Origin of the sequence: Streptomyces sp. NPDC052109, from assembly GCF_040680195.1 — a bacterium.
In the GTDB taxonomy this organism is placed as follows: Bacteria; Actinomycetota; Actinomycetes; order Streptomycetales; family Streptomycetaceae; genus Streptomyces.
In genome coordinates this window covers 269,652-292,479 of record NZ_JBFAWF010000001.1, presented here as the reverse complement: position 1 = coordinate 292,479, position 22,828 = coordinate 269,652, and the positions used below count along the sequence as shown (strand labels likewise).

At 72.3% G+C, this 22,828-nt stretch carries 19 protein-coding genes and 1 pseudogene; 12 read left to right on the top strand and 8 right to left on the bottom strand.

Annotated features, from left to right (window positions below; genetic code table 11):
* The first annotated feature begins 349 nt into the window (after positions 1 to 349).
* The 6 genes and pseudogenes from AB0L59_RS01335 to AB0L59_RS01310 form a co-directional block, all read left to right on the top strand.
* Positions 350 to 1,393: a LacI family DNA-binding transcriptional regulator gene (locus AB0L59_RS01335; protein ID WP_365577974.1), complete on the top strand. Its 1,044-nt coding sequence runs from the start codon at positions 350 to 352 to the stop codon at positions 1,391 to 1,393.
* Complete coding sequence (locus AB0L59_RS01330) at positions 1,390 to 2,922, top strand: sugar ABC transporter ATP-binding protein (RefSeq protein WP_365577972.1); 1,533 nt, start codon at positions 1,390 to 1,392, stop codon at positions 2,920 to 2,922. The genes AB0L59_RS01335 and AB0L59_RS01330 overlap by 4 nt, the downstream gene beginning before the upstream one ends.
* Positions 2,912 to 4,864 carry a substrate-binding domain-containing protein gene (locus tag AB0L59_RS01325; protein ID WP_365577970.1) on the top strand — a complete coding sequence of 651 codons (1,953 nt, stop codon included), beginning with the start codon at positions 2,912 to 2,914 and terminating at the stop codon, positions 4,862 to 4,864. The genes AB0L59_RS01330 and AB0L59_RS01325 overlap by 11 nt, the downstream gene beginning before the upstream one ends.
* 104 nt (positions 4,865 to 4,968) lie before the next feature.
* Complete coding sequence (locus tag AB0L59_RS01320; protein WP_365577968.1) at positions 4,969 to 5,871, top strand: ribokinase; 903 nt, start codon at positions 4,969 to 4,971, stop codon at positions 5,869 to 5,871.
* Positions 5,868 to 6,248, top strand: coding sequence for a D-ribose pyranase (gene rbsD, locus AB0L59_RS01315; RefSeq protein WP_365577966.1), 381 nt, complete (start codon positions 5,868 to 5,870; stop codon positions 6,246 to 6,248). The genes AB0L59_RS01320 and rbsD overlap by 4 nt, the downstream gene beginning before the upstream one ends.
* A 351-nt stretch (positions 6,249 to 6,599) precedes the next feature.
* Positions 6,600 to 6,809, top strand: a pseudogene (locus tag AB0L59_RS01310) (TetR/AcrR family transcriptional regulator); the annotation flags it as partial.
* Positions 6,810 to 6,900: 91 nt separating this feature from the next.
* On the opposite strand, the gene AB0L59_RS01305 reads toward AB0L59_RS01310, so the two are convergent.
* Genes AB0L59_RS01305 through AB0L59_RS01295 form a run of 3 tightly spaced genes read right to left on the bottom strand, consistent with a single transcriptional unit; the run spans position 6,901 to position 10,030 of the window.
* Positions 6,901 to 7,734 (bottom strand): sugar phosphate isomerase/epimerase family protein, encoded by an 834-nt coding sequence (locus AB0L59_RS01305; protein WP_365577964.1) that lies wholly within the window; start codon positions 7,732 to 7,734, stop codon positions 6,901 to 6,903.
* On the bottom strand, positions 7,731 to 8,882 hold the full coding sequence (locus AB0L59_RS01300; protein ID WP_365577962.1) for a dihydrodipicolinate synthase family protein: 1,152 nt from the start codon (positions 8,880 to 8,882) through the stop codon (positions 7,731 to 7,733). The genes AB0L59_RS01305 and AB0L59_RS01300 overlap by 4 nt, the downstream gene beginning before the upstream one ends.
* A complete protein-coding gene (locus AB0L59_RS01295) occupies positions 8,879 to 10,030 on the bottom strand; it encodes a Gfo/Idh/MocA family oxidoreductase (protein WP_365577960.1) in 1,152 nt (383 codons plus the stop codon). The genes AB0L59_RS01300 and AB0L59_RS01295 overlap by 4 nt, the downstream gene beginning before the upstream one ends.
* Positions 10,031 to 10,263: 233 nt before the next feature.
* Here AB0L59_RS01295 and AB0L59_RS01290 point away from each other — a divergent pair, with 233 nt between their 5' ends.
* On the top strand, positions 10,264 to 11,313 hold the full coding sequence (locus AB0L59_RS01290; RefSeq protein WP_365577958.1) for a LacI family DNA-binding transcriptional regulator: 1,050 nt from the start codon (positions 10,264 to 10,266) through the stop codon (positions 11,311 to 11,313).
* A gap of 33 nt (positions 11,314 to 11,346) precedes the next feature.
* On the opposite strand, the gene AB0L59_RS01285 is transcribed toward AB0L59_RS01290, so the two are convergent.
* Together AB0L59_RS01285 and AB0L59_RS01280 are read right to left on the bottom strand one after the other, a co-directional pair.
* On the bottom strand, positions 11,347 to 12,585 hold the full coding sequence (locus AB0L59_RS01285) for an FAD-dependent monooxygenase (protein WP_365577956.1): 1,239 nt from the start codon (positions 12,583 to 12,585) through the stop codon (positions 11,347 to 11,349).
* 163 nt (positions 12,586 to 12,748) lie between these two features.
* Positions 12,749 to 13,057: a hypothetical protein gene (locus AB0L59_RS01280; protein WP_365577954.1), complete on the bottom strand. Its 309-nt coding sequence runs from the start codon at positions 13,055 to 13,057 to the stop codon at positions 12,749 to 12,751.
* Positions 13,058 to 13,392: 335 nt separating this feature from the next.
* On the opposite strand from AB0L59_RS01280, the gene AB0L59_RS01275 reads away from it, so the two are divergent.
* From AB0L59_RS01275 to AB0L59_RS01260, 4 genes are all read left to right on the top strand, one after another.
* Positions 13,393 to 14,322, top strand: a complete 930-nt coding sequence (locus AB0L59_RS01275; RefSeq protein WP_365577952.1) for a GNAT family N-acetyltransferase — start codon at positions 13,393 to 13,395, stop codon at positions 14,320 to 14,322.
* A gap of 17 nt (positions 14,323 to 14,339) precedes the next feature.
* Entirely contained in the window at positions 14,340 to 15,140 is an 801-nt protein-coding gene (locus tag AB0L59_RS01270) for a sugar phosphate isomerase/epimerase family protein (protein ID WP_365577950.1), read from the top strand.
* A gap of 136 nt (positions 15,141 to 15,276) precedes the next feature.
* Entirely contained in the window at positions 15,277 to 16,545 is a 1,269-nt protein-coding gene (locus AB0L59_RS01265) for an MFS transporter (RefSeq protein ID WP_365577948.1), read from the top strand.
* A gap of 163 nt (positions 16,546 to 16,708) precedes the next feature.
* On the top strand, positions 16,709 to 18,121 hold the full coding sequence (locus tag AB0L59_RS01260) for a S28 family serine protease (protein WP_365577946.1): 1,413 nt from the start codon (positions 16,709 to 16,711) through the stop codon (positions 18,119 to 18,121).
* A gap of 4 nt (positions 18,122 to 18,125) precedes the next feature.
* Here AB0L59_RS01260 and AB0L59_RS01255 read toward each other — a convergent pair whose 3' ends face one another.
* Positions 18,126 to 18,713, bottom strand: coding sequence for a hypothetical protein (locus tag AB0L59_RS01255; protein ID WP_365577944.1), 588 nt, complete (start codon positions 18,711 to 18,713; stop codon positions 18,126 to 18,128).
* A 90-nt stretch (positions 18,714 to 18,803) separates the two neighbouring features.
* Positions 18,804 to 20,693: a glycoside hydrolase family 3 protein gene (locus AB0L59_RS01250; protein WP_365577942.1), complete on the bottom strand. Its 1,890-nt coding sequence runs from the start codon at positions 20,691 to 20,693 to the stop codon at positions 18,804 to 18,806.
* Positions 20,694 to 21,065: 372 nt separating this feature from the next.
* On the opposite strand from AB0L59_RS01250, the gene aroA reads away from it, so the two are divergent.
* Positions 21,066 to 22,301: a 3-phosphoshikimate 1-carboxyvinyltransferase gene (gene aroA, locus AB0L59_RS01245; protein WP_365577940.1), complete on the top strand. Its 1,236-nt coding sequence runs from the start codon at positions 21,066 to 21,068 to the stop codon at positions 22,299 to 22,301.
* A gap of 40 nt (positions 22,302 to 22,341) precedes the next feature.
* On the opposite strand, the gene AB0L59_RS01240 is transcribed toward aroA, so the two are convergent.
* Entirely contained in the window at positions 22,342 to 22,734 is a 393-nt protein-coding gene (locus AB0L59_RS01240; protein ID WP_365577938.1) for a hypothetical protein, read from the bottom strand.
* Positions 22,735 to 22,828 lie beyond the last annotated feature (94 nt).

Below are 22,828 nucleotides of genomic sequence, written 5' to 3'. Positions count from 1 at the left end.
GCGCGGCCGGACGCCTCCTCGTCGGCGTGCGCCGCGGTTACATCGACGCGGCCATGGCCGGCCCAGTCCACCGGCCCCACGCACGCGGATCGCGCGCCGCGCAGGCCCGCGACGCCGCCGGGACGGGCCGTAGGCATGTCCTCGCGGGCGAGCGCACCGGCAGGGCAAGGGCAGACCTGGGACGTCGCGGCTGCGGCCCCGGTCCCGCCCGCCTCCCGGTCACGATTAGGTTTCGGACAACCTTCAACCTCTTGCCTCCCTCCGTGTAATCGATTCCAATCCTTCCTACGGCACGGATGTAATCGTTTCCACGATCCATCCACGAACTCACGAGGAGGTGGGCCCGCCGATGGCCAGCATCAAGGACGTCGCCGCCGCGGCCGGGGTCTCCGTCGCCACGGTCTCGCGCGTCCTGAACGCGCACCCCTCGGTCAGCGCAGACGCGCGGACACGGGTGCTGGCGGCCGTCGAGGCACTGGGGTACCGGCCCAATGCCGTCGCCCGGTCCCTGCGCACCGACCAGACCCACACCCTCGGGCTCGTCATCAGCGACGTACTCAACCCGTACTTCACCGAGCTGGCCCGTTCCGTCGAGGAAGAGGCCCGTGCGCTCGGCTACAGCGTGATCATCGGCAACGCCGACGAGCGGCCCGATCTGCAGGACCACCATGTGCGGAACCTGCTCGACCGGCGGATCGACGGGCTTCTCGTCTCGCCCACCGACGGTGGCTCACCGCTGATGCTGGAGGCCGCCCGCGCCGGGACCCCGATGGTGTTCGTGGACCGCTGGATCCCGGGGGTCGACGTGCCCGTCGTACGGGCCGACGGGCAGACGGCCATCCGGGATCTCGTCACCCACCTGTGCCGGCTCGGGCACCGACGGCTCGCGATCATCGCCGGGCCCGCCGCCACCACCACCGGCAGCGAGCGCGTCCAGGCCTTCAGGGCGGCTCTGGGCGAGCACGGGCTCGCGCTGCCGGACGCCTACACAGGCCAGGGCGACTTCCAGGCGGAGAGCGGGCGGCGGGTCACCGAGAAGTTCCTCGATCTGCCCGAGCCGCCACAGGTCGTCTTCGCGGCCGACAACCTCATGGCGCTCGGCGCCCTGGACGCCGTACGCGCGCGTGGGCTGCGCGTTCCGGACGACATCGCGCTGGCCGCGTTCGACGACATCCCCTGGTTCGTGCACACCGATCCGCCCGTGACCGCGATCGCCCAGCCGACCGGTGAGCTGGGGCGCGCCGCCGTACGGGCCCTGGTCGACCGCATCGAGGGCCGTACTCCGCAGTCCGTCACCCTGCCCGCCCGGCTCGTCGTGCGCCGCTCGTGCGGTGAGCCGCCCGCCCCCTCTCCAGGGCAGTCCCCCTCCCCAGTGCAAAGGAGCACGTCGTGAGCAACCCGGACGAGTTGCTGCGCATCGAGGGCATACGCAAGACCTTCCCCGGCGTGGTCGCGCTCGACGGCGTCGACTTCGATCTGCGCCGGGGCGAGGTCCATGTGCTGCTCGGTGAGAACGGCGCCGGCAAGAGCACGCTCATCAAGATGCTCTCCGGTGCCTACACGCCCGACGCCGGGCGGATCCACGTCGGCGGTCGGGAGGTGCGCATCCACGGTGCCCAGGACGCCGAGCGGCTCGGGATCGCCACCATCTACCAGGAGTTCAACCTGGTGCCCGATCTGACCGTCGCCGAGAACATCTTCCTCGGGCGGCAGCCGCGCCGCTTCGGGCTGATCGACCGCGGGCGGATGGAGGCCGACGCCGAAGCGCTCCTCGCGCGCGTGGGCGTGAACGTGTCCCCACGCGCGCGTGTACGTGAACTCGGCATCGCCCGGCTCCAGATGGTCGAGATCGCCAAGGCGCTCAGCCTGGACGCGCGCGTGCTGGTCATGGACGAGCCGACCGCGGTGCTCACCTCGGAGGAGGTGGAGAAGCTGTTCGGCATCGTGCGCTCCCTGCGGGAGGACGGCGTGGGGATCGTCTTCATCACGCACCACCTGGAGGAGATCGCCGCCCTGGGAGACCGGGTCACCGTGATCCGGGACGGGCGCAGTGTCGGCCAGGTTCCCGCCTCCACGCCCGAGGACGAGCTCGTACGGCTCATGGTCGGGCGGTCCATCGAGCAGCAGTATCCGCGGCAACGGCCCGAGAAGGGGTCCGCGTTGCTCAGCGTCGAGGGGCTCACGCGGGACTCGGTCTTCCACGACGTGAGCTTCGAGGTGCACGCCGGGGAGGTCGTCGGGATCGCCGGGCTCGTCGGTGCCGGCCGTACCGAGGTCGTACGGGCCGTGTTCGGGGCCGATCCGTACGACGGCGGGGTCGTGCGGGTCTCCGGGAGCGAGCTGAAGCGGCATGACGTGAACGCCGCGATGGCGGCCGGGATCGGGCTCGTACCGGAGGACCGCAAGGGGCAGGGGCTCGTGCTGGACGCCTCCGTCGAGGAGAACCTCGGGCTCGTGACCATGCGGGCCGCCACCCGGGCAGGGCTGGTCGACCGCAAGGCGCAGCACGTCGCCGCCGAGCGGATCGCCGGGCAGCTGGGCGTGCGGATGGCGGGGCTCGGGCAGCACGTGCGGACCCTGTCCGGCGGCAACCAGCAGAAGGTCGTCATCGGCAAGTGGCTGCTGGCCGACACCAAGGTGCTGATCCTCGACGAACCGACGCGTGGGATCGACGTCGGCGCGAAGGTCGAGATCTATCAGTTGATCAACCAGCTGACCGCTGCCGGGGCCGCCGTGCTCATGATCTCCAGCGATCTGCCCGAGGTGCTCGGCATGAGCGACCGGGTGCTGGTCATGGCCCAGGGCCGGATCGCCGGCGAGCTCCCGGCCGCCGAGGCCACCCAGGACGCCGTCATGGCGCTCGCCGTCTCCCACCCCACCGCTGAGAAGGACACCGAGAAGGAGGCCAGCCGTGGCCACTGACACGCTCAAGAGCCGGGCGGGCGCGAGTGGCGCCCCGGGCGGCGGCCTGCGCCGGCTGCTCCTGGACAACGGCGCGCTCACCGCGCTGATCGTCCTCGTCATCGCGCTGTCGGCGCTGTCCGGGGACTTCCTGACGACGGACAACCTGCTCAACATCGGTGTCCAGGCCGCCGTGACGGCCGTCCTCGCCTTCGGTGCGACCTTTGTGATCGTCTCGGCGGGCATCGACCTGTCGGTCGGTTCCGTGGCCGCGCTGTCGGCGACCGTGCTGGCGTGGAGCGCCACGCAGCACGGGATGCCGGTGCCGCTAGCGGTGCTCCTGGGCCTCGCCACGGGTGTCGTGGCCGGTCTGGTGAACGGCTTCCTCATCGCCTACGGCAAGCTGCCGCCGTTCATCGCGACGCTGGCCATGCTGTCGGTGGGCCGTGGTCTGGCCCTGGTGATCTCGCAGGGCTCCCCGATCGCCTTCCCCGACTCCGTCTCGCACCTCGGTGACACGCTCGGCGGCTGGCTGCCGGTGCCGGTGCTGGTCATGGTCGTCATGGGGCTGATCGCGGCGCTCGTGCTGGGGCGGACGTACATCGGCCGTTCCATGTACGCGATCGGCGGCAACGAGGAGGCGTCGCGGCTGTCCGGTCTGCGGGTGCACAGGCAGAAGCTCGCGATCTACGTCCTGTCCGGTGTGTTCGCGGCCGTCGCGGGCATCGTGCTGGCCTCCCGCCTGTCCTCGGCACAGCCGCAGGCCGCCGACGGCTACGAGCTGGACGCGATCGCCGCGGTCGTCATCGGCGGCGCCTCGCTCGCGGGCGGCACCGGCAAGGCCTCCGGCACGCTGATCGGCGCACTGATCCTGGCGGTGCTGAGGAACGGCCTCAACCTGCTGAACGTGTCCGCCTTCTGGCAGCAGGTCGTGATCGGTGTCGTCATCGCGCTGGCGGTGCTGCTGGACACCGTGCGGCGCAAGGCGGGGGCGACTCCGGTGGCGGCGGGCGCGGGCGGGCCCAAGGGCAAGCAGGCGGCGACGTACGCGCTCGCGGCCGTGGTGACCGTGGCGGTCGTCGGCGCGACCTCGTTCCTGCACGGCGGCTCGTCGTCCTCGACGACCCCGAAGATGGGACTGTCGCTGTCCACCCTCAACAACCCCTTCTTCGTGCAGATCCGGGCCGGTGCCCAGGCCGAGGCGAAGAAGCTGGGCGTGGACCTGACCGTCACCGACGCCCAGAACGACGCCTCCCAGCAGGCCAACCAGCTGCAGAACTTCACCAGCTCCAGGCTGGGCGCGATCATCGTCAACCCGGTGGACTCGGACGCGGCGAGCAACTCGGTGAAGGCCGCCGACAAGGCGAAGATCCCGGTGATCGCCGTCGACCGGGGCGTCAACAAGGCCGACCTGGACGCCCTGGTGGCCTCCGACAACGTGGCGGGCGGTGAGCTGGCCGCCAAGACGATCGCCGGGAAGCTCGGCGGCAAGGGCAGGATCGTGATCCTGCAGGGCCAGGCGGGCACCTCGGCGGCCCGGGAGCGGGCGCAGGGCTTCGCGCAGGGTCTGAAGGCCTACCCCGGCATCCAGGTGGTGGCCCAGCAGCCGGCCGACTTCGACCGCACCAAGGGCCTCGACGTGATGTCGAACCTGCTCCAGGCCCACCCCGACGTGCAGGGCGTCATCGCCGCCAACGACGAGATGGCGCTCGGCGCGATCAAGGCGCTGGGCTCCAAGGCCGGCAGGTCCGTGCAGGTCGTCGGCTTCGACGGCACCCCGGACGGGCTCACCGCGGTGAAGAACGGCACGCTGTACGCGTCGGTCGCCCAGCAGCCGACGCAGTTGGGGAGGATCGCCGTGGACAACGCGCTCCGGGCGGTCCAGGGCAAGAAGGTGGAACCGACGGTGAAGGTACCGGTGAAGGTGGTCACGAAGGACAACGTGGCCGGATTCAGCGGCTGACAACCGACGACGCGGGCGGGCGGTCGTACACCGTGGGGCACCGGCATGGGTCACCATGGAGGGACGGCCGTCCGCCCGGGGGCATCTCTCAGGGGAGTCAACTGATGTACGACTACGACCTGTTGGTCGTGGGTTCGGCCAACGCCGACCTGGTGATCGACGTCGAGCGGCGGCCGGCCGCCGGCGAGACGGTGCTGGGCGGCGACCTCGCCGTCCACCCCGGTGGCAAGGGCGCCAACCAGGCGGTCGCCGCGGCCCGCCTGGGCGCGGGTACGGCCCTGCTGGCCCGGGTGGGTGACGACGCCTACGGCCGGCTGCTCCTCGACTCCCTGCACGCGGCCGGCGTCGACACGGTCGGTGTGCTGGTGGGCGGGGCGCCGACGGGCGTGGCGCTGATCACCGTGGACCCCTCCGGGGACAACAGCATCGTGGTGTCGCCCGGCGCCAACGCCCGGCTCCTCCCGGCGGACATCCGTACGGCGGCGAGCCTCTTCCTCGCCTCGCGGGTGGTGTCGGCGCAGCTGGAGATCCCGCTGGAGACGGTCGTGGAGGTCGTACGGAACCTGGCCCCGGGCAACCGCTTCGTGCTGAACCCGTCCCCGCCGCGGCCGCTGCCCACGGAGGTGCTCGCGGCCTGCGATCCGCTGATCGTCAACGAGCACGAGGCGCGGGTGATCCTCGGCGAGGCCTGTGTGAGCGAGGATCCGGTGGACTGGGCGCGGCTGCTGCTGGCCAAGGGCCCGCGCTCGGTGGTGGTGACGCTGGGCGCGGAGGGGGCGCTGGTGTGCGACGACTCGGGGGTGACACGGGTGGCCTCGGTGCAGGTGGAGGCGGTGGACACCACCGGCGCGGGCGACGCGTTCACGGCCGCCCTCGCCTGGAGGCTGGGCACGGGCGCGGACCTGCCGGAGGCGGCGGCCTACGCGGCCCGGGTCGGCGCCGCGGCCGTGACCCGGCGGGGTGCGCAGGATTCGTACCCGACGGCGGAGGAGGTCGACGCCGTATGAAGAAGGCGGGGATCCTCAACCGCCATCTCTCCGGCGCCCTGGCCGAGTTGGGGCACGGGGACGGGGTGCTGGTGTGCGATGCGGGCATGCCGATCCCGGACGGGCCGCGCGTGGTGGACCTGGCGTTCCGCGCCGGGGTGCCGTCGTTCGCGGAGGTCGTGGACGGCTTGCTGGCCGAGCTGGTGGTGGAGGGCGCCACGGCGGCGAAGGAGCTGCGGGGCCGCAACCGCGCCCTGCTCGAGGGGCACTTCCCCGGGCTGTCCCTGGTCCCGCACGAGCGCCTCAAGGAGCTGTCGGCGGGCGCGCGGCTGGTCGTCCGCACGGGTGAGGCACGGCCGTACGCGAATGTGCTGCTGCGGTGCGGGGTGTTCTTCTAGGCACCGTCCGGGACGTTTCGAGGGGGCGGCCCCGGTCCGTCGACCGGGGCCGCCCCCTCGGCTTTCCCCTCCGTATCAGAACCCCGTGAATCCCCCCCGGGTCCCCTCCCGGGTTCTGATGACAGGTACGACACCCGGATCCCGGGAAGGGTTGCACGCGTTCTCAAGATTTTTCTCCCGTCCGACACCCGCGAGCGCGCCAGCCCCGAAGGTCGCGGAACGCCGCGGGGTCGCCCAGCCGCGCAGGGCAGCGCGCATGCCGCAATCGCCCTGCCTCGGCCATGTCCGCGATCTTGTGCAGCCCTACGGCCGTGACTCGGGGGCCGCCCACGCGGCGCCGCAGCACCGACTGCCGTCGGGGCCGCCGCCGGTACGTCGACGACGGCCGTGCACTCCCTGTTCGGCGGCAGACGGCCTGATCGGGGCGGTGCGCGACAGGGCCGTCGCCGGCCTGTTCCACGACCTGTCGGCGGTGCCGACCTCGGCGGATCCCCTCGCGGACACCGGCTATGGGGGTGCGGGCACAGTCACCTGTACGCGGTGCTGTTCGGTGGGGTGCGGAGATCGCCGGCCACCCGCACTCACCACGCTCAAGCGGTCAGGTTCGCCGCCCCGGTGCCAGGCCGACGTGCATCGCCCTGGTGCGGCGCCGTCATCCGGCGGCGTGCGCGAGGAACCGCTCCACCGTCTCCGCCAGCACCTCCCGGCCGTCGCGGGCCCACAGCTCCTCGTTGAAGAGTTCGACCTCGATCGGTCCCGTGTAGCCGGCCGCCTCCACATACCCCCGCCACTCCCGCATGTCGACCGCCCCGTCCCCGATCTGGCCCCGGCCGTTGAGGACGCCCTCGGGCAACGGCGTGATCCAGTCGGCGAGCTGGAAGGTGTGGATACGGCCGCCCGCGCCCGCCCGGGCGATCTGTGCGGGGGCCTGGTCGTCCCACCAGACGTGGTACGTGTCCACCGTGACACCCACTTGGTGAGCCGGGAAGCGTTCGGCGAGGTCCAGGGCCTGGGCCAGGGTCGAGACCACACAGCGGTCGGCGGCGTACACGGGGTGCAGGGGCTCGATGGCCAGGCGGACACCGTGGTCCTCGGCGTACGGCGCCAGTTCGGCCAGGGCGTCGGCGACGCGCTCGCGGGCCGCCCGCAGGTCCCTGCTGCCGGGCGGGAGGCCGCCGGAGACCAGGACCAGGGTGTCGGTGCCGAGGGTGGCCGCCTCGTCGATCGCGCGCCGGTTGTCCGCCAGCGCCGCCGCCCGCTCCTCCGCGTCGATCGCCGTGAAGAAGCCGCCCCGGCACAGGGTCGTCACCGTCAGGCCCGCGTCGCGGACCAGTTCCGCCGTGGCCTCCACGCCGTACTCCTGGACCGGCTCCCGCCACAGGCCCACCTGGGTGACGCCCAACCCCCGGCACGCCTCCGCCAGTTCGGGCATCGACAGCTGTTTCACCGTCATCTGGTTGATGCTGAAGCGCGTCAGGTCGGTCACTGACTCACCCCGTACAGCGAGAGCAGGTTCTTCATCCGTTCCTCCGCGAGCTTCGGGTCGGGGAACAGGCCGAGGCCGTCGGCCAGTTCGTAGGCGCGGGCCAGGTGCGGGAGGGAGCGGGCCGACTGCAGGCCGCCGACCATGGTGAAGTGCGACTGGTGGCCCGCGAGCCAGGCCAGGAGGACCACGCCCGTCTTGTAGAAGCGGGTCGGGGCCTGGAAGAGGTGTCGGGACAGCTCGACCGTGGGGTCCAGCAGGCTCCGGAAGCCTGCCGTGTCGCCCGTGTCCAGGACCCGTACCGCCGCGGCCGCCAGCGGGCCCAGCGGGTCGAAGATACCGAGCAGGGCGTGGCTGAAGCCCTGGTCGTCGCCCGCGATCAGCTCGGGGTAGTGGAAGTCGTCGCCGGTGTAGCAGCGGACCCCGCGCGGCAGCCGGCGGCGCAGCTCGATCTCCCGCCGCGCGTCCAGCAACGACACCTTGACGCCGTCCACCTTGTCGGGATGGGCGGCGATGACCTCCAGGAACGTCTCCGTCGCCGCGTCGAGGCCGGCCGAGCCCCAGTAGCCCTCCAGCGCCGGGTCGAACATCGGGCCCAGCCAGTGCAGGATCACCGGCTCGGCGGACTGGCGCAGGAGACGGCCGTAGGTCTCCAGGTAGTCCTCGGGCCCGGAGGCGGCAGCGGCCAAGGCGCGCGACGCCATGAGGATCGGCTGGGCACCCGACTCCTCCACCACCGCGAGCTGTTCCTCGTAGGCCGCGCGGATCTCCGCGACGGAGCCGTTCGTGATCTGGTCGGTGCCCACGCCGCAGGCGATCCGGCCGCCCATGCTCCGGGCTTCCGCCGCGCTACGGCGGATCAGCTCGGCCGCGCCCGCCCAGTCCAGGCCCATGCCGCGCTGGGCGGTGTCCATCGCCTCGGCGACGCCGAGTCCGTGGGACCACAGGTGGCGGCGGAAGGCGAGGGTGGCGTCCCAGTCGACGGCGGCGGGCGAGTCGGGGGACACATCCGCGTACGGGTCGGCCACGACGTGTGCCGCCGAGAACACCGTACGGGAGGCGAAGGGGGTGCCGGGAGACACGGCCAGCGGTTCGGTGCGCGGCTCGTACGTGCGCAACCCACCCTCCGCGTCCGGCAGTTGGATGGTCACAGGCCGATCTCCGGTACGTCGATGCGGCGGCCCTCGGCGGAGGACCTGAGGGCCAGTTCGGCCAGCTGGACGCCGCGGGCGCCGGCCAGCAGGTCCCAGTGGTACGGCGCGTCGGCGTAGACGTGCCTGAGGAACAGCTCCCACTGGGCCTTGAAGCCGTTGTCGAAGTCCCCGTTGTCCGGGACTTCCTGCCACTGGTCACGGAAGACCTCGGTGGCGGGCACGTCGGGGTTCCAGACCGGCTTGGGGGTGGCCGACCTGTGCTGCGCCCGGCACTTCCTCAGTCCCGCCACGGCCGAACCCTCGGTGCCGTCGACCTGGAACTCCACCAGTTCGTCGCGGTTGACCCGCACCGCCCAGGAGGAGTTGATCTGGGCGATCGCGCCGCCCTCCAGCTCGAAGACGCCGTACGCCGCGTCGTCCGCCGTCGCGTCGTAGGGCTTGCCCTGTTCGTCCCGGCGTTGCGGGATGTGGGTGGTGGCGAGGGCCTGGACGGACGTCACCCGGCCGAACAGCTCGCGCAGGACGTATTCCCAGTGCGGGAACATGTCGACGACGATGCCGCCGCCGTCCTCGGCGCGGTAGTTCCAGGAGGGCCGCTGGGCGGCCTGCCAGTCGCCCTCGAACACCCAGTAGCCGAACTCGCCCCGCACGGACAGGACGCGGCCGAAGAAGCCGCCGTCGATCAGCCGCTTCAGCTTGAGCAGCCCCGGCAGGAAGATCTTGTCCTGGACCACGCCGTGCTTGATGCCCTTCTCCTCGGCCAGGCGGGCCAGCTCGAGGGCACCGTCCAGGCCGGTGGCGGTGGGCTTCTCGGTGTAGACGTGCTTACCGGCGGCGATCGCCTTCTTGAGGGCCTCCTCACGGGCGGAGGTGACCTGCGAGTCGAAGTAGAGGTCGACGGACGGATCGGTGAGCACCGCGTCCACGTCGGTCGAGAAGTGCTCCAGGCCGTGCCGTTCGGCGATCTCCTCGAGGGCGTACGCGCGCCGGCCGAGCAGGATCGGCTCCGGCCACAGCACGGTGCCGTCGCCGAGGTCGAGGCCACCCTGGTCGCGCAGGGCGAGGATCGACCGGACGAGGTGCTGGCGGTAGCCCATGCGCCCGGTCACGCCGTTCATGGCGATACGCACCGTCTTGCGTGTCACGTCGTTCCTCTCTGTCCACCCTCACAACGCGCGCGCAGCAAGCGCTTTCTATGCTGCGAAGCTAGCCTCTGGACCCTGTTCCGTACAAGACCGTGTCCCCTTCGAGTTGTTCGAGGGGGCGAACAACTCGGGTGCATGGCTTTAAGGTCTGCTCGACAGTTTCTCGGAACCAGCGGCATGAACTGGCTGTCTACGAGGGCGTACGACACGATGCGCGACCGGAGGACGACGAGATGACGGTGACCCTGGCGGATGTGGCGGCCCGCGCCCAGGTCTCACCCGCGACGGTGTCGCGCGTGCTGAACGGCAACTACCCGGTGGCCGCCTCCACGCGCGATCGGGTGCTGCGGGCGGTGGACGAGCTGGACTACGTCCTCAACGGCCCGGCGAGCGCCCTCGCCGCGGCCACCTCCGACCTGGTCGGCATCCTCGTCAACGACATCGCCGACCCGTTCTTCGGGATCATGGCGAGCGCGATCCAGGCCGAGATCGGGGGCACGGGGGGCGGCCGGGCCGGCGGTGAGCGGCTCGCGGTGGTCTGCAACACGGGCGGCTCCCCGGAGCGTGAGCTGACCTACCTGACCCTGCTGCAGCGGCAGCGGGCGGCGGCCGTGGTGCTGACCGGCGGGGCTGTGGAGGACGCGCCGCACGCCGCGGCGGTCGCGGCGAAGCTGCGCAAGCTCACCGAGGCCGGCACGCGGGTGGTGCTGTGCGGGCGGCCGCCGGCACCCGACGCCGACGCCGTCGCCCTCACCTTCGACAACCGGGGCGGCGCACGCCGGCTCACCGAGCACCTGCTCGGCCTGGGCCACCGCCGCCTCGGCTACATCGCGGGCCCCGAGGAACGTACGACCACCCGGCACCGGCTGGAGGGGCACCGGGCGGCGCTTCAGGCGGCGGGTGTCGAGGAGGACCCCGGCTGGACGGTGCACGGAAGCTACGACCGCCGGTCCGGGTACGAGGCCACGCTGGAGCTGCTGCGCCGCGACCCCTCCCTGACGGCGATCGTGGCCGCGAACGACTCCGTCGCGCTGGGCGCGTGCGCGGCGCTGCGGGACTCCGGGCTGCGGATCCCGGACGACGTGTCGGTGGCCGGGTTCGACGATCTGCCGTTCAGCGTGGACGCGGTGCCCGCGCTGACGACCGTGCGGTTGCCGCTCGCGGAGGCCGGAGCGCGGGCCGGGCGGATCGCCATGGGGCGGGAGGAGCCGCCGCCGGGCGCCGTCGCGGCGGTTCGGGGGGAGTTGATGGTGCGGGGATCCTCCGGGGTGCCCCGCGCCTGAGCGGCCGTCGGCACGTTCCGACCCGCGGGCTGTTCACTGCCGGCCGGGAACCGACCGTCCCAGCATCGGCAGCGGCGCCTCGCCCCTGCGCCGGTCGCGGTACCAGCGCCTGCCCGTCTCGTAGGCCCGGCGGGCCCTGCGCACGGTGGGGATCTGGGTGGCGAGATGGACCTGGTACTTCCAGGGGCTCTGATGGCCTTGGCGTACCGACATGGCGTAGGCGAAGGAGACCGGGTCGCGGTCCAGGTAGTCGTCGAGCTGCTCGAACCAGGCCATGCTGGACCGCGCTCCGGCCTGTACGGGTTGCAGTTCGGCGCGGCGGTGCTGGTCGTACTCGCGCAGTGCCACTCGCGGATCCCGGTACTCGGAGAGGCTGTGGGCGAGCACGATCGCGTCGATCATCGCGAGCCGGGTGCCGGACCCGAGCGTGAAGTGGGTGGTGTGCGCGGCGTCGCCGACCAGGACGACGTTGCCGTCGACCCAGGTCTCGTTGCTGATGTGCTGGAACCGCTGCCACTTGGCCGGTTCGCCGCGTGACCTGCTGATCAGGGAACGGCCGTCGAGTGCGCGATAGAAGATCTTCTCCAGCACGGGGACGGCGTCCTCGGGGTCGAGCGTGTCGAGGCCGAGGCCCTGCCAGGTCCGCGGAGAGCACTCCACGATGCAGGTGCTGACCCTGCCCTTGACCGACGGGTAGGCGTGGAACCAGATCCAGCCCGCGGGGGTCTCCTCGAAGTCGAACACGAAGCTCCCGAACTGCCGGTCCGTGCCGAGCCAGATGTAGGGGTTGCGGCCGGTCTCCACCTTGGTGCCGAAGCGCTCGGCGCGGCTCTGCCGGATCCGGCTGCCCGCGCCGTCCGCGGCCACGATCACGTCGGCCTCGGGCAGGTCGGCGGGGTCGGCGAGCTTCTCCCCGTGCCGGACGTCGACGCCGAGCGACCGTGCACGCCGGGTCAGGACCTCCAGCAGGGCCGCCCGGCCCATGCTGTAGCCGTAGCCGCCGAAGTACGCCGTACCGTCGTGCCCGCTGCCGTGGACGCGGATCTCCTGGTCCTCCCAGAGCACGGAACCGGCGCTCACCGCCCGCGCGCTCTCGGGGTCGTTGCGATGCAGGATGTCCAGCAGATCGTTCCAGTACACGACCCCCCAGCCGTACGTCGCCTCCGGCGGGTCGCGCTCGATCACGGTGATCTCGTGACCGGCGTCCCGCAGCTTCGCGGAGATCGCGAAGTACAGCCCGGCCGGGCCTCCACCTACGCAGACGATCCTCATCCGGTACCTCCATTGTCACGGCCACACCGGTACGTCACTTCTGTCACGGCTTCCGGCACATGGAACCGGGTGCCCGTGGGGTCGGGCACCCGGATCCACCTTTGGTTGGTCGGGGGTGTCGGTCAGTCTTGGGTTGGTCGGGGGTGTCGGTCAGTGCTGACGCTCAGCAGCCTCCCCAGTCACCCCAGCCCCAGCCCCAGCCGCCGCCGCCGTGGCCCCAGCCCCAGCCGCCGCCGCCGTGGCCGAAGCCCCAGCCCCAGCCCCAGCCGCCGCCCCAGCCGCCGCCGCCCCAGCCCCAGCCGCCGCCGCCCCAGCCCCAGCCGCCGCCGCCGCCGTTGTGGTACGTGGCGACGTGCGCGGGAGCAGAGGTGGTAGCCGCCTGGGCCGCTCCGGCTCCGGCTGCAATGGCCAGGATGGGTGCCGAGCAGACCGCGATGGCCACTCTCTTCATACGGGTGGTGTGTGCGCGCATGATGATGCCCCTCTCCGGAGGGTGTGATGGATTGTCGGCGGCCACGACGGGCCGTCCGCGTTGGCTCCAGAGCCTGCGCGTAGCTCTGGGCTCGTCCGCCGCCGCTCTGCGCTCTGCAGCGGGCCGTCACTCCCGGATAAAACGGGCATAAGTGACGTTTGTTATTAAAGCTACGATGAGATCGCGGGCTTGTCAAAAGCAGGGCGCTACGGGAACGCAAAAACCAGAAAAGGAAGTTGAGGCGCCGACGGGCCCGGACCGTGGACGCCGGCGGGAGCCGGGTCTAGGCTCGGAAAGGCCGCATCTCTGACTGAGTCAAGCATCCGGGGGCGATCATGACCGTCCAGGACGTCCGCGCCTTCAACCGCTTCTACACCGGGCTCATCGGCGCCCTCGACTACGGCCGCCACCTCTACGCCCCGTACACCCTCACCGAATCCCGTGTGCTGTACGAACTCGCCCAGGTCCCGCACCTGGACGCGGTCGATCTGCGCACACAGCTCGATCTCGACGCCGGATATCTGAGCCGGATCCTGAACAGGTTCGAGGACGCCGGGCTGATCGAGCGCGGGCCCTCTCGCAGCGACCCGCGCCGGCGGCGGGTGCGGCTGACCGCACGGGGGCGGGAGGCCGCCGGGATGCTGGACGAGCGCGCCCGGGACACGGTCGGGGCCATGCTCGACACCGTGGTCCCGGCCGACCGGCCCCGGCTGGCGGAGGCCATGCGGACCATCCAGGACGTCCTGGGCGCGGAGCGCCCCCGGTCCGACGAGGCCGTCCTGCGTGAGCCGCAGCCCGGTGACCTCGGCTGGATCGTCCAGCGCAACGCGGCCCTGTACGCGGCGGAGTACGGCTGGAACGCCGACTACGAGGGGCTCGTCGCCCGGATCGTCGCCGACTTCGCCGAGGACCACGACCCGCATCTGGAGCGGGTGTGGATCGCCGAGCAGGACCGGCGGCCGGTGGGCTGCGTGATGTGCGTACGGGACGACGCGCCCGCCACCGCGCGGCTGCGACTGCTGCTCGTCGAGCCCGAGGCGCGCGGGCACGGCGTCGGTGACCGCCTGGTGGGAGCCGTGATCGACTTCGCGGGCGAGGTCGGCTACCGCGAGCTGGTGCTGTGGACCAACGACGTACTGGGCAGCGCCCGCCGGATCTACCAGCGGCACGGCTTCGTGCTCGTCGCGGAGAAACCGCACCGTTCCTTCGGCAAGGATCTCGTCGGCCAGGACTGGCGGCTGGATCTGCACGGATCGGGCGAGTGACGAGTAGGGTCCGAGCCATGAAGCTGGCGTTCTCCACACTCGGTGTCCCCGGCCTGCCCGTCCCGGAGGTCCTGGCGCTCGCGACCGCGCACGGCTACCACGGTGTCGAACTGCGCGCCCACCCGGAGGAGCCGGTGCATCCCGGGCTCTCCGCCGCCGAACGCGCCGCCACCGCGGCCCGGTTCAAGGAGGCCGGGGTCGAGGTGCTGGGCGTCGCCGGGTACGCACGCGTCGCCGCGCCCGGTGACGACGCGCCCGTGCTGGCGGAGATCCGTGACCTGCTCCATCTCGCCCACGACCTGGGCGCGCCCTTCGTCCGGGTCTTCCCCGGCGCCGACCCGGACCTCCCGCGCGAGGAGTCCGACGCCGTCGCCGCCCGGCGGCTCGGCACCGCCGCGGAGGACGCGTCCGCGCTGGGGGTGCGGATCCTGCTGGAGACGCACGACTCGCATCGCACCGGGGCCGACGTGATCCGGGTGCTGGGGCCGGTCGGACACCGGCAGGTGGGTGCCCTGTGGGACGTCATGCACACCTGGCTGGGTGGTGAGCAGCCCGCCGACACCTACGCGGCGCTCGCTCCGCATCTGGGGTATGTGCAGGTCAAGGACATCTCGTCGGCGCAGGACACCGGTCCGCTGCCGCTGGGCTCGGGGGTGCTTCCGCTCACCGAGTGCGTGGACGTGCTGTGCCGGCACGGGTGGGAAGGGTGGTTGTGCTGGGAGTACGAGAAGCGGTGGTACGAGTCTGCTGCGCCGCTTGCGGGATTGTTGGCCGCGGGGCGGGAGCATCTGCTGCGCTTGCTGGATGAGGCGGCGTAGGGGCGGTGGATGTGCGGCCCTGCGCCCGGGGCCGCGGGCCGTTGCCGGGTGCCGGTCCGTGGTGGCTGGTCTCGCAGGTCACCGCGGCCCGGTCAATTCGCTGGCCGGAGTGCAGGCGCCCGGTTAGCCTCCCCCGGTGATCCAGCCGTTCATCGACGTACGCCCCCTGCGCACCTCCCCTCTCTTCCGCCGGCTGCTGGTCGGGCGGACCGTGTCCACGCTCGGCGGGTTCATGACCATGGTGACGGTCATGTACCAGGTGTGGGACATGACCCGCAGCACGGCGTGGACCGGCGCGGTCGGGCTCGCGCAGGCACTGCCGCTCGTGGTGTTCGGGCTGTTCGCGGGCGCCTGGGTGGACCGGGCGGACCGGCGGCGGATCTACCTGGCGGCGACCGTGGGCCAGGCGGTCTGTTCCGTGCTGCTGGCCGTGCAGGGCTTCACCGGGCATGTCCCGGTGCCGGCCGTCCTCGCGCTGGTCGCCGCGCAGGCGGCGTTCGGCGCGCTCGGCGCTCCGGCGGCCGGGGTCTTCGTCCCGCGTCTGCTGCCGCGGGACCAGGTGGCCGCGGGCCTGGCCCTGAACCAGATCACCGGCCAGTCGATGATGCTCCTCGGCCCGGCGCTGGCCGGTGCGCTGCTGGGCTGGCTCGGCATCGGCACCTGCTATCTGCTGGACGCCCTCAGCTTCGCCGTCGCCTTCTACGGCGCCTTCGGGCTGCCCGCGCTGCCGCCGCGCGGCGAGCCGTCGCGGGGGGGCCTGCACGGGGTGCTGGACGGGTTGCGGTTCCTGGCCGGGCACCGGACGGTGCGGGGCGCGCTGATCACCGACCTCGCCGCGACCGTGCTGTCCTTCCCGGTGAGCCTGTTCCCGCTGGTCAACGCCGAGCGGTTCGGTGGTGACCCGCGCACGCTCGGACTGTTCCTGTCGGCCCTGGCGGTGGGCGGAGTCACGGCCACCGCCCTGTCGGGTGCCGTGACCCGGCTCGGCCGGCCGGGTCCGGTGATGCTGGGCGCGGCGGCCGTCTGGGGTGCCGCGCTGGTGCTCTTCGGGCTGACGACCAACGCCTGGCTGTGCCTGGCCCTGCTCGCCGTCGCGGGCGCCGGGGACGCCACGTCGGTCGTCTCCCGGTCCACGATCGTGCAGACCCACACCCCGGACGCGCTGCTCGGCCGAGTCACGGCGGCCGAGCAGATCGTCGGCCAGGCGGGCCCCAGCCTCGGCAATGTACGCGGCGGTCTGGTCGCCGGCTGGTCCGGCGGAGCGGCTTCGCTGATCAGCGGCGGCCTGCTGTGTCTGCTGGCGGTGGGGGCGGTCGCCGCGACGACGCCGGAGCTGCGCGACCGGGCGCCGGGTCCGGCCGACGGGACCGCCGAGGCGCCGGACCTGGCCACCGAGTCCGCATGAGGGACCCTCCCGCACGCCGTGCGGGGAAACCCCCCGTCGCCGTGGGCCGGTTGACGCCGGACAAGGCGCCCCTGGCTCCCCTCTGACGCACAACTACCCCTGGTGTGAGAGCAGTTGCTCCGATAGCTTCCGGCGCACATCTGTCTCACAGGGGAGAGTGCGCATGCGCAAGGTGCTCAGATGGCTGCTGGCGCTCACCGTGTTCATAGGCACGCTGAGCACGGCGGGCGCGGCCACCGCCGCCCAGTCCGAGCCCTCCGACATCAAGGACAGGCTGCTCGCCATACCGGGCATGAGCCTGATCGAGGAGAAACCGTACCCCGGCTACCGCTACTTCGTCCTGAACTACACCCAGCCGATCGACCACCGCCACCCGGACCGTGGCACCTTCCAGCAGCGGATCACCGTGCTGCACAAGGACACCAGCCGCCCGACCGTCTTCTACACCAGCGGCTACAACGTCTCCACCACCCCCTCGCGCCGCGAGCCCACCCAGATCGTGGACGGCAACCAGGTCTCCCTGGAGTACCGCTTCTTCACCCCGTCCCGCCCCGCCCCGGCCGACTGGTCCAAGCTCGACATCTGGCAGGCGGCGAGCGACCAGCACCGTGTGTTCGAGGCCCTCGAGCCGATCTACGGCGGCCACTGGATCGCCACCGGCGGCTCCAAGGGCGGCATGACGGCGACGTACTACGAGCGCTTCTACCCGAGGGACATGGACGGGGTCGTCGCGTACGTCGCGCCCAACGACGTCGTCAACGACGAGGACTCGGCCTACGACCGCTTCTTCACCCGCGTCGGCACCAAGGAGTGCCGGGACCGGCTGAACGCCGTGCAGCGGGAGGCGCTGGTGCGTCGGGAGCCGCTGGAGCAGCGGTACGCACAGTACGCCGCCGGCAACCACTACACCTTCGACACCATCGGCGGACTCGACAAGGCGTACGAGGCGGTCGTCCTCGACTACGTCTGGGGATTCTGGCAGTACAGCCTGCTGAAGGACTGCGACAGCGTCCCGGCGAACGCGGCCACGGCGAGCGACGAGGACATCTGGAACTCGGTCGACACCATCTCCGGGTTCTCCGCCTACACCGACCAGGGGCTCGCGCAGTACACGCCGTACTACTACCAGGCGGGCACCCAGCTGGGCGCGCCGACCATCCACTTCCCGTACATCGAGGGGAAGTTGATCCGCTACGGCTACCAAGCGCCGCGCAACTACGTGCCCCGTTCCATCCCGATGCGCTTTCAGCCCTGGGCCATGCGGGACGTGGACACGTGGGTGCGCCACCACGCCACGCACATGCTGTTCGTCTACGGCCAGAACGACCCCTGGGGTGCGGAGCGTTTCCGGCTCGGCGCGGGCGCCCGTGACTCCTACGTCTTCACCGCGCCCGGCATGAACCACGGCGCGAACGTGGCGGGCCTGGTACCGGACCAGAAGTCCCTCGCCACGGCTCGCATCCTCAAGTGGGCCGGGGTCTCGGCCACGGACGTGGCCCGGGCGAGGCCCTTGGCCCGGTTCGACGCGAGGCTGGATGTGCGGGACGCCGAGCGCGAGCCCGCTTCGAGGCCGTAGGAACCTACACCCGCCGGGCGCAGCCCACCGGCTCGGCGCCGCCCAGTTGGACGTACAGCGCCGTCGACGCCGGGCAGTCCTCCCGCACCGGCGTCGCCCTGGTGATCCGGAACTGGGGGCGGTGGGCGCCGGAGCCGTCGCACGCGGTCTCGCGGACCTGGCCCGCGCCGGAGGTGTACACGCAGTCCCCGGGGATCGTGCGTGGGCCGCCTCCGCCGCCGGGGTCGCCGGGGTGCGGGGGCTCGAGGTTGCGCATGCAGGCGTAGCCCGGGGAGATCGCGGCCTGGGCGCTGATGTGCAGCACGAAGTCGGTGGTCGCCGGGCAAAGGGGGCCGTCGGCGAGGGCGCCGTCGTAGCGGGCGACGACCCGGGCCGCCGCCCGCTCGCCGGCGCAGGGCACCTCGGTGAAGCTGGTCCTGCCGAAGGAGCTGCACGCGCCGACGGCGAGGAACTCGGCACCGTGGCCGGTCGCGGCCGGGGTGGGGCGGGCGTCGCCGACGGGGGCGCCCGCCGGGCCCCGGCAGCCGGTCAGCAGCGCGGCCGGCAGCAGGAACACCAGGCACGCGACTCCTGCGGCACCTTTCCCACGCATGGCCATCCCCCCTGACACCCCGGTCCAGCGTGACCCGTCAGGATGCGGCCACGCCAGACGTGCGGGGCGGGTTTCCGCCCGTTGGCGGTATTACGCCCGGTGTGTGGCGTACGGCTGGTACGTCAGCCCGTGTCCGATCGGGTACAGCACCTGCGTGGGGTCGTCGGCCCGTTGCACCGGCACCGGCAGCCTGCCGCGCGGCGCCACGCGCCCGGCGATCACCCGTGCGGCGGCACGCACTTCGACGTCCGTCCAGCCGTAGGACGCCAGGCAGGCTTTGACGGAGGGGTACTGGGCCACGTCGTAGGGGTTGCGGACCGCGAGTGCCGCGAGCGGCTTGCCCAGGGCCGACAGCTGGTCCACCAGCGTCTGCTGGGCGTTGCCCGCCGTCACGTTGTACGTCACGACGACCGCCGCGTCCGCGTCCCGCGCGGCCGTGACCGCCGCGGCGATGGTCGCGGCGGAGGGCGCGGTGCCGGTGGACAGGGCCGTGGCGGTGAAGCCCAGCTCGGTGAGGGCGGCGGCCAGCACGCCGGTGGGCGGGCCGGTGGTGCCGGAGGGGGAGGCCGGGTCCGCGCCGACGACCAGCACCCGGCGCCCGGTGCGCGGGGAGAAGGGGAGGACGCCGTCCTCGTTGACCAGCAGGGTCGTGGTCCGCTCGGCGATCCGGTCGGCGGCGGCCAGGTGCGCCTTGGTGCCCACCGTCCGCTCGACGCTCGTGCGGCCGGCGCGCGAGGGGTCGAAGAGGCCCAGCCGGGACTTCAGCCGCAGGATGCGCAGGATCGACTCGTCGAGGCGCGACTCCGTCAGCTCGCCGTCCTGGACCGCCTTCAGCACCGCGTTCCAGGCCACGTCCAGGGAAGGCGGGTTGAGCAGCTGGTCCACACCGGCCTTCAGGGCGAGCACCGGCACCCGGTCGTCGCCGTACTTGGTGCGGACGCCCTCCATGCCGAGGGAGTCGGTGATCACGACCCCGTCGTAGCCGAGTTCGCCGCGCAGGATGCCCGTGAGGATCGGGTGGGAGAGGGTGGCCGGGTCGCCGGAGTCGTCCAGGGCCGGGAACTGGATGTGCGCGGTCATGACGGAGTCGATGTCCGCGGCGATCGCGGCCCGGAAGGGCACGGCGTCCAGCTTCTCCCACAGGTCGCGGGTGTGGGTGATGACGGGGAAGCCGGTGTGGCTGTCGGTGGCGGTGTCGCCGTGGCCCGGGAAGTGCTTGGCGGTCGCCGCGACCCGGGACGCCTGATAGCCCTTCACCTCGGCGGCCACCAGCGCGGCGACCGCGTCGGGGTCGGCGCCGAAGGACCGTACGCCGATGACCGGGTTGGCCGGGTTGACGTTGACGTCGGCGTCCGGGGAGTAGTCCTGGTTGATGCCCATCGCGCGCAGCTCGGCGCCGGAGATCCGGCCGAGGGTGTGCGCGTCCGCGCGGGACCCCGCGGCGCCGACGGCCATCGCGCCGGGGAAGAGGGTGGCGGGCTTGCCGACCCGGCAGACCGCGCCGTGCTCCTGGTCGGTGGCGATGAGCACCGGCAGGCCGCGCGGCTGCTCCAGCGAGGCCTGCTGGATGCCGGCGGAGAGATCGGCGATCTGCCGCGGGTCACGGGTGTTGTGCGCCCAGGTGAAGTAGATGATCCCGCCGACCCGGTACTTCGCGATCAGCTCGGCGGCCGTGCGGACACCGATCTCCTTGAGGTTGGCGTCGATGTCGGCCTGGTCGGGGGCGGTGGCGGAGTGGCCGTAGACCCGCATCACGAAGAGCTGGCCGACCTTCTCCTGAAGCGTCATCCGGGAGATCAGGGCGCGCAGCCGGCGGTCGTCGCCGGGTGCGGCGGCACGGGCGGCCGTCGGTACGGTCAGCGCGGCGGTCAGGCCCGCGGTCGCGGCGAGGACGGCGCGTCTGGACGGCCGTGCGGTGTTTCCCGGGCGTGCTGTGCTTCTCGTGCTGGTGTCGTCGCTTCCCGTGCTGGTGTGGTGCACGTGCGCTCCTTCCAGAGGAGAACCGCTGAAGGAAACTTCCGAGGAATCACCAATATCCAGGAAGTTTCTTTCCGTCAAGGGAATGCACAGTAACCGTCAAGGGGCCGCCACCGGCGCAGGGGAGGGGGGCGCGCCGGTGGCGGCGGGCTGCCGGCCGTGCCGCGGCGGAGAGGGTGGGTCGGCGTTCGCGGCCAGTCGCGAGGGCCGACACCACGGCACGTAGGACTCGTCCGGCCACCTGCGCGTTGGACGGGCCCGGCGCGCGCCGGGTTCCCCGACCCGGTGGAGTGGACCAGGGCGTGCGGGTACGGTGGCGCGTCCGTCCCCTGGACATGGTCGACCGGAGTGCGGACGGACGGCCATCATGCGGGCATGCCCGCAGTCGCCCTCCCCGGTTCCAAGTCCATCACCGCCCGCGCCCTCTTCCTCGCGGCCGCCGCCGACGGCGTCAGCACGCTGGTACACCCCCTGCGCTCCGACGACACCGAGGGCTTCACCGAGGGCCTCGCCCGGCTCGGCTACCGGGTCGGCCGTACCCCGGACGCCTGGCAGGTGGACGGCCGCCCGCAGGGGCCGGCGGTCGCCGAGGCCGACGTCCACTGCCGGGACGGCGCCACCACCGCCCGCTTCCTGCCGGTCCTGGCCGCCACCGGACGGGGCGCCTTCCGCTTCGACGCCTCCGCGCAGATGCGCCGCCGCCCGCTCGGCCCGCTCACCCGGGCCCTGCGCGACCTGGGCGTCGACCTGCGGCACGAGGAGACCGAGGGCCACCATCCGCTCACCGTCCGGGCGGCCGGTGTCGAGGGCGGCGAGGTGACGCTGGACGCCGGCCGGTCCTCCCAGTACCTGACCGCGCTGCTCCTGCTGGGCCCGCTGACCCGGAAGGGCCTCAGGATCCGGGTGACCGACCTGGTCTCGGCGCCCTACGTGGAGATCACGCTGGCGATGATGCGGGCCTTCGGCGTGGAGGTCGTCCGGGACGGCGACGTGTACGACGTCCCGGCCGGTGGCTACCGGGCCACCACCTACGCGGTGGAGCCGGACGCCTCCACCGCGAGCTACTTCTTCGCCGCGGCCGCCGTCACGCCCGGCCGTGAGGTGACCGTGCCCGGCCTCGGCACCGGCGCGCTCCAGGGCGACCTGCGCTTCGTGGAGGTGCTGCGGCGGATGGGCGCCGAGGTGGAGACCGCGGCGGACCGGACGACCGTGCGCGGTACGGGAGTTCTGCGCGGCCTCACCGTCAACATGCGGGACATCTCCGACACCATGCCCACGCTGGCCGCGATCGCTCCGTTCGCCTCCGGCCCGGTCCGCATCGAGGACGTGGCCAACACCCGGGTGAAGGAGTGCGACCGGCTCGAGGCCTGCGCGGACAACCTCCGGCGGCTCGGCATCGACGTGGCGACCGGTCCCGACTGGATCGAGATCCGGCCCGGCGCACCGGCACCCGGCACCGAGATCAGGAGCTTCGGCGACCACCGCATCGTCATGTCCTTCGCGGTGACGGGCCTGCACTGCCCCGGCCTGTCGTACGACGACCCCGGCTGCGTCCGCAAGACGTTCCCGGGCTTCCACGAGGCGTTCGCGCGGCTGTCCCGGGCGAGCTGACCGGGCGCGGGTCCGGGCAGGACTCAGGCCCGGGCGGCCGTCAGCACAGGATCCAGCCCGTGTTGATCCCCTGCCCGCTCACATACCCCTTGATCCACACGCAGCGGTGGCCGGCGTGTACCGTCACCGGGCCCGCGTGGTGCACGTAGCGGCCCTGGTCCACGACGGGACGGTTGCCGCGGGCCTGCACGCTGACGGACATCGTCTGGGCGCGGCCGGGATGCCGGGCGACGGTGACGGCACAGACATAGCCGTTCTGCTTGTAGACGTGCGTGACCCCGGTACTGAACGTCAGGGTCCGCACCTCGCGCCCGGCGCAGCCGCCGGCCGTGTCCGCCTGGGCGCTGCCGGACGTCACGAGCGCGAACATCCCGGACGCGGCCAGCACTGCCGCTCCGAGCGCCAGGCGCCTGCGTATCCCACCACTGTCCACTGTCGTCCTCCCCGTACCACGGTCGCGTCCCCCGGTGGCCGTACTGATGTACGGACGCACGACGTATGTCGGATGGTTGCACGGCCGTCAGTGG